General features: G+C 62.4%; 10 protein-coding genes and 2 pseudogenes. 8 read left to right on the forward strand and 4 right to left on the reverse strand.

Annotated elements, in window-relative coordinates; genetic code table 11:
- The 4 genes and pseudogenes from AC1ECN_RS37035 to AC1ECN_RS37050 all read left to right on the forward strand — a co-directional run.
- Positions 1 to 233, forward strand: a pseudogene (locus AC1ECN_RS37035) (HdeD family acid-resistance protein); the annotation flags it as partial.
- A gap of 199 nt (positions 234 to 432) precedes the next feature.
- Positions 433 to 672, forward strand: coding sequence for a ribbon-helix-helix domain-containing protein (locus AC1ECN_RS37040; RefSeq protein ID WP_012756551.1), 240 nt, complete (start codon positions 433 to 435; stop codon positions 670 to 672).
- 113 nt (positions 673 to 785) lie between these two features.
- Positions 786 to 2,654: a GGDEF domain-containing protein gene (locus AC1ECN_RS37045; RefSeq protein ID WP_130661194.1), complete on the forward strand. Its 1,869-nt coding sequence runs from the start codon at positions 786 to 788 to the stop codon at positions 2,652 to 2,654.
- A 173-nt stretch (positions 2,655 to 2,827) separates the two neighbouring features.
- Positions 2,828 to 3,826, forward strand: a complete 999-nt coding sequence (locus AC1ECN_RS37050) for an NAD(P)H-quinone oxidoreductase (protein WP_130672227.1) — start codon at positions 2,828 to 2,830, stop codon at positions 3,824 to 3,826.
- A 93-nt stretch (positions 3,827 to 3,919) separates the two neighbouring features.
- Here the strand turns inward: AC1ECN_RS37050 and AC1ECN_RS37055 are convergent, their stop codons facing one another.
- Complete coding sequence (locus tag AC1ECN_RS37055) at positions 3,920 to 5,359, reverse strand: MFS transporter (protein ID WP_130672228.1); 1,440 nt, start codon at positions 5,357 to 5,359, stop codon at positions 3,920 to 3,922.
- Positions 5,360 to 5,460: 101 nt separating this feature from the next.
- On the opposite strand from AC1ECN_RS37055, the gene AC1ECN_RS37060 reads away from it, so the two are divergent.
- Entirely contained in the window at positions 5,461 to 6,084 is a 624-nt protein-coding gene (locus tag AC1ECN_RS37060; RefSeq protein WP_477955850.1) for a helix-turn-helix transcriptional regulator, read from the forward strand.
- Positions 6,085 to 6,109: 25 nt separating this feature from the next.
- On the opposite strand, the gene AC1ECN_RS37065 is transcribed toward AC1ECN_RS37060, so the two are convergent.
- The gene (locus AC1ECN_RS37065; protein WP_018068789.1) at positions 6,110 to 7,321 is read right to left on the reverse strand and encodes an MFS transporter; all 1,212 of its coding nucleotides are present in this window, start codon (positions 7,319 to 7,321) and stop codon (positions 6,110 to 6,112) included.
- 874 nt (positions 7,322 to 8,195) lie between these two features.
- Here AC1ECN_RS37065 and AC1ECN_RS37070 point away from each other — a divergent pair.
- Together AC1ECN_RS37070 and AC1ECN_RS37075 are read left to right on the forward strand one after the other, a co-directional pair.
- Positions 8,196 to 9,203, forward strand: coding sequence for an asparaginase (locus tag AC1ECN_RS37070; protein WP_024322712.1), 1,008 nt, complete (start codon positions 8,196 to 8,198; stop codon positions 9,201 to 9,203).
- 130 nt (positions 9,204 to 9,333) lie between these two features.
- Entirely contained in the window at positions 9,334 to 10,074 is a 741-nt protein-coding gene (locus AC1ECN_RS37075) for a hypothetical protein (RefSeq protein WP_024322711.1), read from the forward strand.
- Here AC1ECN_RS37075 and AC1ECN_RS37080 read toward each other — a convergent pair.
- Positions 10,049 to 10,804: a DeoR/GlpR family DNA-binding transcription regulator gene (locus AC1ECN_RS37080; protein ID WP_024322710.1), complete on the reverse strand. Its 756-nt coding sequence runs from the start codon at positions 10,802 to 10,804 to the stop codon at positions 10,049 to 10,051. The genes AC1ECN_RS37075 and AC1ECN_RS37080 overlap by 26 nt on opposite strands.
- A 140-nt stretch (positions 10,805 to 10,944) precedes the next feature.
- On the opposite strand from AC1ECN_RS37080, the gene AC1ECN_RS37085 reads away from it, so the two are divergent.
- A complete protein-coding gene (locus tag AC1ECN_RS37085; protein ID WP_003546432.1) occupies positions 10,945 to 11,301 on the forward strand; it encodes a hypothetical protein in 357 nt (118 codons plus the stop codon).
- Between the two features lie 245 nt (positions 11,302 to 11,546).
- Here the strand turns inward: AC1ECN_RS37085 and AC1ECN_RS37090 are convergent.
- A pseudogene (locus AC1ECN_RS37090) lies at positions 11,547 to 11,683 on the reverse strand (IS110 family transposase); the annotation flags it as partial.

Genomic DNA, 11,683 nt, shown 5'->3' on the forward strand with positions numbered 1-11,683 from the left:
CGCTCGCCCTCGTCATCGCCGGCGTCTTCCGCACCTGGGTCGGCATGCGCATGAAGCCGGTCAAGGGCTGGCGCTGGATCGTCGCAAGCGGCGTCATCACCGCCCTTGCCGGTTTCGTCATCGCGCTCGGCTGGCCGGTGAACAGCCTCTGGATCMTCGGCCTGTTCCTGGCGGCCGATCTTATCGTCCAGGGCTCGACGGTGATCGCCTTCGGCATCGGTATCCGCCGTTGAGATTGTGGAGAGCGGCCGTTCTTTTTTTGACAAGGCTATGACAGGGGATTAGACTTAAGGGGTTATGGGCCGATCCCGGCAAGCGGGCGGTCCGATGTGCGAATGCACCAAGGCACCGGCGAGATCGCCGAGAATGCTGAAAATGGTCATGCGTCCCCCAGAGGCAGGGTTCTGTCTGATCAGAAAAGGGAGGAAGTTCATGCCGATGGTCACCGTTTCCATCTCTCCGCAACAGGCAGCGGGCATCCGCGCCGCCGTCGACAATGGCGGCTATGCCTCGAGCAGCGAGGTCGTTCGCGAGGCGCTGCGTCTCTGGGATACCGCCCGCAAGCTCAATGAGTTCCGGGACGATATTCTTGACGACGACGCTCCATCCGGCGGCAGATGCGTCGCCGACATGTTCGCCGATCACGAGGCGGAGCGCCGTCGCTCCGCCTGAGCAAGCATTTGATTGCATTGGAAAAATGGAATAAACGCGGAGCGCGTATGGCGCCCTTGCGCGTTTCATAAAACTTTCACACTGGCGAAAGAGTTCATTGACCCTTCTGCGGCATGTTCCGGACGAAAAAGAACAAGTCACAGTGGAGATCAGCCACAATGAAGACCGGCATGTCCTTGGCTGCCACCGTCGCGCCGGATGTCCTGCGCCGCTACGCCAGCGATCAGATCGTAACCCTTGCCAAGCTCGTGGTCGAGAACGCCTTCCAGCCGATCGTCGAGGCCGGCACCGGCACGGTCTTCGGCTACGAATCCCTGATGCGCGGCCAGGACCGCATCGGCTATGATACGCCGGTCGAAATCCTCGACGAGGCCCATCAGCTGGGCCAGCTGCTGCAGCTCGAACAGATGGTCGCCAGCCGCGCGCTCGCCAAATTCGCGACGCTGTCGAATTTCTCCACCGCGACGCTGTTCCTCAATCTCGATGTCCGGCTCATCCCACATGGCGAAAACCTGGTCGAGACCCTGCTGCAACACCTGCGCAAGGCCAATATTCCGCCATCCTCCGTCTGCTTCGAATTCTCCGAACGTTTCGACAATACCAGCGTGCCGGAATTTTCCGGCCTGGTTTCCAGGCTGCGCAAGGCCGGTTTCAAGCTGGCGATCGACGATTTCGGCGTCGGCCATGGCGAGATGAAGCTGCTCTGCGACTATCCCGTCGATTATCTCAAAATCGACCGTCATTTCGTTGCCGAGATTGATCGCAGCCCGCGCAAGCGTCATCTCTTGAAAAGCATCGTCAACATTGCCCACGTGCTCGGCACGCGCGTCATCGCCGAAGGCATCGAGACCGAGGCCGAATTCATCGCCTGCCGCGAATATGGCGTCGACCTCGTCCAGGGCTGGTTCATCTCCCGTCCGACGACGCATATATCAGAGCTGGCGCCGTCCTTCCCGCATCTGCAGGAGCTCGGCAAGAGCAAGCGGGGCAGCCAGTCGCTCGATGAAATCCTCATCCGCAAGCAGATCGAGCTGCTGCCGACGGTCTACGAGAATGACAGCATCGACAGCGTCTTCGAACTCTTCCGGCGCAATCCGCGCCAGGCCTTCTTTCCCGTCCTCAATGCCAATGACGAGCCGCGCGGCATCATCCACGAGCATCACCTCAAGGAATATATCTACCAGCCCTTCGGCCGCGATCTCCTGAAGAACAAGATGTATGAGCGCAGCATCTCGCATTTCGTCGAGATGGCGCCGATCGTCGGCCTCGACAGCGACGCCGAGCAGCTGATGGCGATCTTCGCCAATATGGAAGGCAGCAACTGCCTGATCCTGACCGACAATATGCGTTATGCCGGCGTCGTCTCCGCCGCCTCGTTGATCAAGGTCATCAACGAGAAACAGCTGAAGACCGCGCAGGACCAGAACCCGCTGACCGGCCTGCCGGGCAATCGCGCCATCCGCGATTTCATGCGTCAGTCCGGCCGCGACGGCGATGAGCTCCGCCACTTCTGTTATTGCGACTTCGACAATTTCAAGCCGTTCAACGATGCCTATGGCTTCCATCTCGGCGATCACGCGATCTCGTTGTTTGCCGCGCTGATGCGCCGCTATTTCTTCGCCGAGCGCCATTTCCTTGGCCATGTCGGCGGCGACGATTTCTTCATCGGCATTGTCGGCTGGACCAAGGAGGAACTGACGGAGATCCTCGACCGGCTGATCAGCGATTTCCACGACGACGTGCGCGATCTCTATTCCGACGAAGACCGCGCCGCCGGCCGCATCCTCGGTCACGACCGCACCGGCGCCGAAGCCTTGTTCCCGCTGATGCGCTGCTCGATCGGCGTCATCGAACTGCCGGGAGGCCTCGTCATCGACGATATCAACCGCGTCAGCGCCGAGATCGCCATCATCAAATCGGCCGCCAAGGAAAGCGAGGAAGGCCTGGTCTTCCATCTCCTACAGCGCCGCGCGTCTTTTTAGACGCGCAAAGGACGCTGTAGCACTTATGCAGTGGGCGAGGCGAATTGACGCCTCTGCCACATCAAGCCTTCCCAAGCCTCCGGGGCTGATTTACTTCCTATGTTTTAGACAAAAGCTAGAGCGGTTCCGCGCACTTCCACCAAAAGCTGAACCGTTCCAGGGAGGAGCCGGTCATGCCATTGCCACAGGATATGCGTTTCGTTGATCTGCCCTCCTTTGGCGGGCCGGAGGTGATGACGATCGGCAGGCGCCCGCTTCCAGTACCCCAAGACGGGCAGGTTCTGGTGCGCGCCGAGGCGATCGGCGTCAACCGCCCCGATATTGCCCAGCGGCAGGGCAGCTATCCCGCGCCCAAGGATGCGAGCCCGATCCTCGGTCTGGAATTGTCGGGTGAAATCGTTGCCGTCGGCCCCGGCGTCCGCGGCCATGCCGTCGGCGACAAGGTCTGCGGGCTCGCCAATGGCGGCGCCTATGCCGAATATTGCCTGTTGCCGGCAGGCCAGATCCTGCCCTTTCCCAAAGGCTATGATGCGGTGAAGGCGGCAGCTTTGCCTGAGACCTTCTTCACCGTCTGGGCCAACCTTTTCCAGATGGCCGGGCTGACGGAAGGCGAGACGGTGCTGATCCATGGCGGTTCCAGCGGCATCGGCACGACGGCGATCCAGCTCGCCCGCGCCTTCGGCGCCGAGGTCTACGCGACGGCGGGCTCGAAGGAGAAATGCGAGGCTTGCGAAAAGCTTGGCGCCAAACGCGCGATCAACTACCGGACCGAGGATTTCGCCGAGGTCATCAAGGCCGAGACCGGCCACGGCGTCGATATCATCCTCGACATGATCGGTGCCGCCTATTTCGAGCGCAACATCGCCTCGCTGGCGAGGGATGGCTGCCTGTCGATCATCGCCTTCCTCGGCGGCGCGATCGCCGAAAAGGTCAACCTCTCGCCGATCATGGTCAAGCGCCTGACGGTCACCGGCTCCACCATGCGGCCGCGCACGGCGGAAGAAAAACGCGCCATCCGCGACGATCTTCTCTCCGAGGTCTGGCCGCTGCTCGCCGCCGGCACCGTCGCGCCCGTCATCCACAAGGTCTTTGCCTTCGACGAGGTTGTCGAAGCCCACCGGCTGCTGGAAGACGGCAGCCATGTCGGCAAGGTCATGCTGCGCGTTGGCTAGAGCAATTCCAGCAAAAGTGTGCAGCGGTTTTGCCAGGCAAAGCGCGAAGCGCTTTTGCCGGGAATTGCGCCAAAACAAAGAGATAGGGCGCTCTTAGTGCGTCCTATCGGACGCGCGGCGCGGTAATGTCAGCGACACGCCGAGGGCGAGAACACCAGGCAGCGCCATCAGCAGATAGAGCCAGTGCGCCGCCGACAGCGCGCCTGATATGCCGCCGGGATGAACGAGGCCGGCGCCATTGGCGATGACGCCGGCAAAGGCGGCCCCGAACGCCCCACCGAGCGAACTCATTGTCGGGATCGCGGCAGAAGCCTTGTCCTTCTCGTTGTCGGCGACGAGTTTCAGCACCATGGCGACGAGATGCGCCCAGCCAAGACCGATGCCGAAGCCCATCATGAACATGCCGATCGCCGCCGGCACGATGAGGAGCATATGCCCCTCGGGATTGTCCTTGGCCAGGAAGACGGCGAGGCAAGCGGTCGCTGCCGCCTCGATGAGAGCGCCGATGACGATCGCCGCATAGGCCCGTCTGCCAGTCAGCGAGCCGCTGAGGAAGGCCGCGAATGTCCAGCCGAGGGCGACGAGCGCCACCAGATAACCCGATACGAGTGGCGCCACCCCATGCAGGGTCTGCAGGAAATAGGGAATAAAGACATCGCCGACGAGCACGACGGTCATGGCGAGCATCGTCAGATAGACCCGTGCAATCGGCCGGGAAAGGCTGACGGCGCCGGACGGCAAGAGCCGGTTCGGGCTTCGGCCCTCGATGAAGAGCATGCCGGCGACCGCGACGACCGAGGCTGCGATCAAAGCGATTTTCGCGCCCGTCGTCTCGATCGCGCCGGCCGCACTCACCATTAGCACGGCAGCAAGCAGCAGTCCGATCTGGGCAACCGGGGTTTTCTCCTGCTCGCGGTCGTCCTCGACCTCGGGCAGAAGCCGCGGCGCCAGGAACGCCATCAGCAGCCCGAGCGGCACGAGCACGATGAAAGCATAGCGCCAGGCGTGACCCGAAGAAAAGAAGCCGCCGAGTGTCGGCCCGATGACGGTCGAGACCCCCCAGATCGCCGCATAGAGCGTCGAGGCCTTCGGCCATAGCGGCTCGGGATAAACGAAGCGGATGAAGGCATAGCCGAGCGCTGCAAGTGCGCCTGTTCCCAGACCCTGCACCGCGCGACCGATCAGCACCACCGGCATCGACGGTGCGGCTGCGGCAATCAGGCTGCCGACGCCGAAGACCAGTGCTGCGATCACATAGACGGATCGAAGTCCGATCCCGCGCGGCCGCATGGCGACGAAGATCGAGCCGAGCACCGCGGCGGCGACGAACAGGCTGGTGACCCAGGAAAACAGCGCGAGGCCGCCGATATCGCGCACGATCGAAGGCGCGATCGTCGCCATGATGTAACTCTCCACCGCATAAAGCGTCACGCCGCCGGCCAGCATCAAGGTTGCCGGCAGGTGCTCGGGCAGAAAGAGGCGGAAAAGGGAACTGGGGTTCGGGATGGCTGCGATCTGGTCGATATCCGACATGGGATGAACTCGATATTTTTGCTGGCGAAGGATTATTTTCCAAGTTATAAATTGGAAAATTACACGTCATCCTGATTAAAACAAGACTTGACTTGGAAAATATGCGCCAGTCCCCCGCCAACCGGATCCTGATCCTGATAAAGACCGACGGCCCGCAGCTCGCCGCTGCGATCGGCGATGCACTCGGCATTTCGGGCGAGGCCGCCCGCCAGCAGCTGTCGAAGATGGCGGAGGAGGGGCTGGTGGAACCGGTCACCGTTGCCGCCGCGGGCAGGGGGCGGCCGCGCCAGCTCTGGCACCTCACGGCCAGCGGCAACCGCCAGTTCCCGGATGGCCATGCCGAGTTGACGGCAAATCTCCTCGGCATGCTCGTAGAACAGCTCGGCCCCGCAGCCCTCGATACCGTCATCTCCGCCCGCGAGGCCGAGACGCTGCAGCGCTATCGGCAGGAACTCGGCAATGCCGACAACCTTGCCTCGCGCGTCGAGGCCCTTGCCGCGATTCGCACCCGCGAGGGCTATATGGCTGATCAGTGGCAGGAGGCAGACGGCTCCTTCATGCTGGTCGAAAACCACTGCCCGATCTGCGCCGCCGCCGCCGCCTGCAGCGGCTTCTGCCGCTCCGAACTCGAAACCTTCCGCGCCGTCCTCGGCGCCGATATCGAGCGCAGTGAACACATCCTCCTCGGCGCCCGCCGCTGCGCCTACCGCGTCACGCCGCGTTGACGCCTGTCGATCGGAACGTCGTGGTTCAAGCCAACTGCCGCGCCTGCCGCCGGCTGCTTTCGAGATAGAGCAGCACTCCGATCGATGCCAGACCCGCGGCCGCGCCGACGAAGGCAGTGCCGGAATAATCGGTGATTGCGGTGCCGAAGGCGAAGAGGCCGGCGCTGATGCCAACCCCAATGAAAGTGTTCAGCGAGATCAGCGAGGTTCCAAGTCCCGGCCGGTCCGCGATCAGGTCCTGCAGATAGGTGATCGGCACGCTGAGGATCGCTGCCGCCCCGCAGGCATTGAAGAGAAGCAGTGCGTAGATGTGCCAGGGCGCGGAAGCAAAACCGAGCAGCAGCAGATAGACGCAATAGATCAGCGCGCCGAAGGCAAGCACATGTACGGTCCGGAAGCGGCGCTGCGCAAAGCCCCACATCATCATGAACGGCATCTCGAGCAAGGCCGTCAAGCCTGCCATGAAGCCGACATCAACCACAGTGCCACCGGCCGCATGGGTGATGATCAGCGGCAGGAGCATGGCGTTCAGCCGCTGCAACCCGAACAGCATCGCCATGACGGTGACGCGCGACAGCACATGCGGCACGAAGATCCGTTTCAGCGAAGCAAAGAAGCCGGCGTGATCGGGGGCAGGGCCGGCGGCGCCATTTCGGGGTGCGAAGAAGAAATACAGGCAGAAGCAGGTGCAGCTTGCCAATGCCGCGATCCCGTAGGCCGGCGTCATCGACGGCGAACTGACGAGATAGAGGCCGATCAACCCCGGCGCCAGCGCCCATGAGCCGGAAAAGAGTGCCCGCACCGTTGCGGTGATCGCCGCCCCCTGGCCGCGGTCCATCTGGTTGGTCCTGGCGCGCAGGCTGGCGAACAGCAGTGAATAGGTGGAATTGCTCATCGGCACCAGCAACAGCGTGGAGAAGATGAAGACCACGGGGCTATGAAAGATCGCGATCGACCCGAAGCCGAGCATGCCGGCGACGCAAAGCCCCAGCACCAGCGGCCGGCGCTCTTTCAGCCTGTCCGACCAGATGCCGAGCGTCAGGCTGGTTGTGACGTTGACGATTGCCGAGAAGAACACCAGCGCCGAATAGGCGCCATTGCTCAAGCCGAGTTCGTTGATCCCGATGATCGACTGGTAGGGCGCGGTCGAAGCATAGGTGAAGGCCAGCGCGACGAGTGTCACGGTCGGAATACGGATCCTGTTGTCGCGAAGGATCAAGGAAAAGGTGGATGGCATGGGGAGCGGTTCCTGATGCACCACTCTTAGCCGCATCGGACCTATCAGAGAAACGATAGTTTTCGATCGCCTCGGTCAATTTATGTGATGAATATTTGGACGATGTGATCGCGCTCCGAGCCCGCGGCGAGGCTGAGCCTCCAACTGGTAAATTCGCCGTGCTCATGGCCGATTGACTCTATCAATCTTCTGCCCTTAGTGCTCGCCGGGGTTGATCAATTGGATGGGGACAATGAAATTTCGCTTTGTTGGCGCTGTTGCGCTTTCTTTCGCCGTTGCAGGTTGCAGTAGCGTTGCCCCTGACGGTCGGCCGCTCGTTCAACACTTCTTTCGGGATCTTGTGATGAGGGGATGTGGTTTCCAGATGACATGGGAATCGGCGAGAGAAGCCACAGATACTTTTAAGCCAGTTATACCGACTGACAGAGAACGCATGACTGACAGAGGCCTCATGAGGGCTGCGATTGCAATTTGCGGCAAGGCGAAACCCGGAAATAAGAGCAAAGCCATCGAAGTCCAGGTTCCTGACAGTGGCGGTGTCCTGCGGAAAATCGTTGTCGAAAGAGAATAGAAAAGCGCAGGCGGCCCCGAGGGCAGCGTTTGACGTAGGGCCGAGACCACAAAAGCCCCTCATCCGGCTGCCGCCACCAACCGGGGTCGAGCCACGGGTCTCGACCCGTCCTTCGGACCCCGTAAACGGGCCGAAGGGGATATGCCGCAACGTCTCCGTTCCCTACCAACCTCTCGCAGGGCACGTCCCCTCGCCCCGTTTACGGGGAGAGGGTTAGGGTGAGGGGCAGTCTAAACCCCGTTGGCTTTCGCCGCGTGACGCGTTATGGACTGCGCTATCCCGCCAGCATCCGGATAAAAGCTCATGACCAATCCCGTCACCGTTGAAGTCACCCGCGGCCTGCTCGTCGAAAGTCGCCATCGCGGCGCGGTGGCTGTGGTCGATGGCGATGGCAAGCTCGTCTTCTCGCTGGGCGACATCGAGGCCGCGGTCTTCCCGCGCTCGTCCTGCAAGGCGATGCAGGCGCTGCCGCTGGTCGAGAGTGGTGCTGCCGATGCCTATGGCTTCGGTGACAAGGAATTGGCGCTGGCCTGCGCCTCGCACAATGGCGAGGACGAGCATGTGGCGCTTGCCGCGTCCATGCTGTCGCGCGCCGGCCGCAATATCGAAACGCTGGAATGCGGCGCCCATTGGTCCATGAACCAGAAGATACTGATCCAGCAGGCCCGCATGCTCGATGCGCCGACGGCGCTGCACAACAATTGCTCGGGAAAACATGCCGGTTTCATCTGCGCCTGTTGCCATCAGGACCTCGATCCAAAGGGCTATGTCGGTTATCTCCACCCGCTGCAGGTCGAGATCCGCGCGGCAATGGAAAGCCTGAGCGGCACTGTGATTGGCGCCGATAGCTGCGGCACCGACGGCTGCTCGATCCCGACCTATGCCGTGCCGCTGCGCAGCCTTGCCCATGGTTTTGCCAAAATGGCGACCGGCACCGGCCTCGAACCCCTGCGCGCCAAGGCATCCCGCCGCCTGATCGAGGCCTGCATGGCCGAGCCCTTCTATGTCGCCGGCTCCGGCCGCGCCTGCACGGCGCTGATGCGGATCGCCCCAGGCCGCATCTTCTGCAAGACAGGCGCCGAAGGCGTCTTCTGTGCCGCGATCCCGGAAAAGGGCATCGCCATTGCGCTCAAATGCGAGGATGGCATGACCCGCGCCGCCGAAGCCATGGTGGCGGCGACGCTCGCCCGTTTCTTCGAGACGGAGAGCGAGGTGCATGCGGGCCTGATGGCCTATGCCGCAACGCCGATGCGCAATTGGAACGGCATCCATGTCGGCGATGTCAGGGTCACCTCCGCCTTGGCCGGGTGAGTGCGAGCTTGCATATATAAGTTATTAGAAAAATAAGAATTACCTAATATAAAAAGGGTACGTCCTGCGATCGCGGATGCACCCTTTCGCGGCGACGTGAACACAGTCCTGGAAGCCATGGGGGCAGGGCATGTTTGCAGGCCGCTATCTTTGGTGGATGCTGATGGGTATCGGCATCTTCTTGTTCGCCACGTTGAGCCTCGACTATATCACCTGGCTCACGATCCAACTGTCCGGTTGCGGCGACATGGCCGGCGCCTGCGAGCCGGCCCTCCGGCTGATATCGGGCGTGCTCAAACCCGCCTGCATCTGGACCGCGATCGGCATACTCTTCATGGCGACGCTGCTGCGTCTTCACACGCTCTCGCTCATCTGGTTCTGGGGGCCGATCGTCGCCATCTGGTTTGTCGCTTCCACGCCGATCCTCCTCTTCGTTGCAGCCGATGCGGCGGCTCTGACGCAACCCGCCACGCTGGCGGTGCTGCCGGTCGCCATCCTGTTTCTGGCGGCTTTCGTAGCCTATCTCCTCTTTGCCTTGGAGGATGGCGACATACTGCCGCTTGCAGCCTCGGTGCCGTTGCGCCTCACGCTCCGCCTGACGGCGGTCTACGGCGCGCTTGCCGGCGTGGCCTTCATGCCAGAACTGTCGCGGATCGCCGGGACCCTGCTCGACATGCCGGCACTTTCCGTCGTCATCGCGCTGGCGCAGCCATATCTGCAGACGGTGCTGACCTTTGGAACCGGCAGCACGGCGCCGGCCTATGTCGTGCTGGCGGCCTTCATCGCGGCCCTTGCCGCAAGCCTCTTGCCGCATGCTGCCGCGCCGCAGCCCTCCCGTAGCGCCATCATGCTGCGGCGATTGCGCCGTTGAGATCGCGATAGGGTTTCAGCTGTTCGGCCGTCATCTCTGCCGGCACGATCAGCCCCGCCACCTCGGAAATGCCAAGCACCGGGCAGGGCGAGACGAGGTCGAACTTCTCCTCGGTCAGCAGCACATGCGTTTCAGCCGCGCAGCGGGCGATGTGCCGCTTGATCGCCGCTTCCTCGAAATCGCCGGTGGAAAGCCCGTGCACCGGATGGGCGGCCGTCACCCCGAGGAAGAAGAGATCGGGGCGGAGCTGCGAGATTGCCGCCGCCGCCGCTGCTCCCGTCGCCACCATCGAATGTTTGTAGAGCCGTCCGCCGGTGAGGATCACCTCGGCCGTCGGGTGGTGTTCCAGCTCGGCGGCGATCGTCGGGCTGTGGGTCGCAACCGTCAGCGGCATGTCGCGCGGCAGTTGCCTGGCGATCTCAGCCGTCGTCGTGCCGCCGTCAAGGAAGATCATCTGACCGGGCTTCACCATCGCCGCCGCCGCCGCTCCCAGCCGTGTCTTGATCTGCGACGACACGCTGCGCCGGGCGGTAAAATCCGGCAGATCCGGGGCCAGCGGCATCGCCCCGCCATGCACCCGTTTCAACAGCCCCTCCGCCGCCATTTCCCTGAGGTCACGCCGGATCGTGTCCTCCGAAAGCGCGAAATCCTCGGCGACGCGCTTGGCGATCACCTGGCCGTCGCGGCGCAGGATGTCGAGAATGAGGGTCTTGCGTTGGGTTGTCAGCATCGTCTCTCTGCACGAAATTAAATAGAATAGCCCGATATTGCACGAAGTGACTCGACATTCAAGAAATATCGTGCATTTTCACGAAATCCCGTGCATGAGGCCGGGAGTGCTCACGCATAAGCGGAGCGAAGGAGTGGATCATGTTGATTTTGATTGCCGGGCCCTATCGGTCCGGAACGGGCGACGACCCGGAAAAGATGGCCGCCAATCTGAAGCGGCTGGAAGCGCCTTCGCACGCGCTGTTTGAAGCCGGCCATGTGCCGATGATCGGCGAATGGGTGGCCCTGCCGATCTGGCACGCCGCCGGCGGCCGGTCGGTCGGCGACGCGCTCTACGAAGAGATCTTCCACCCGGTCGCCGGCCGGCTGCTGCAGCTCTGCGAGGGCGTGCTGCGCCTGCCGGGCGATTCCAAGGGAGCGGACAACGACGTCCGCATCGCCCGGGAACGCGGCATCCCGGTCTGGCACCGGTTGGAAGACGTGCCGGGCTGCGGGTGAGCGGATTGCTCGCCCGCGCGCCTCTACATTGCCCTTCGCTTGCGCTCAGGCCATTCGCAGCTTTGCCGCTCACCCCCTCAACCAACCCTTCGGGCCACCTTCTCCCCGCAGGGGAGAAGAGGGAGCAAGCGGATTGGCTTCGGTTCCACAACCGACGCTTTAAGAGGAAGTGAGGCGCTGCCACAAATCCCTTCTCCCCAACGGGGAGAAGGTGCTGGCAGGCGGATGAGCATCTGTGTTTGGTGTCAAGGTGGATTTGGTGTCCAGATACGGTTTTTAGTGATGAGGGTATTTGCGAGCACGATGAGCTTTCGCATGACGGCGACGAGGACGACCTTGTTGGGTTTCCCGGCCTTCTTCAGTCTTTCGGCGAAGTGCGCGA

It is taken from the genome of Rhizobium sp. 01N447_2, assembly GCF_056399245.1.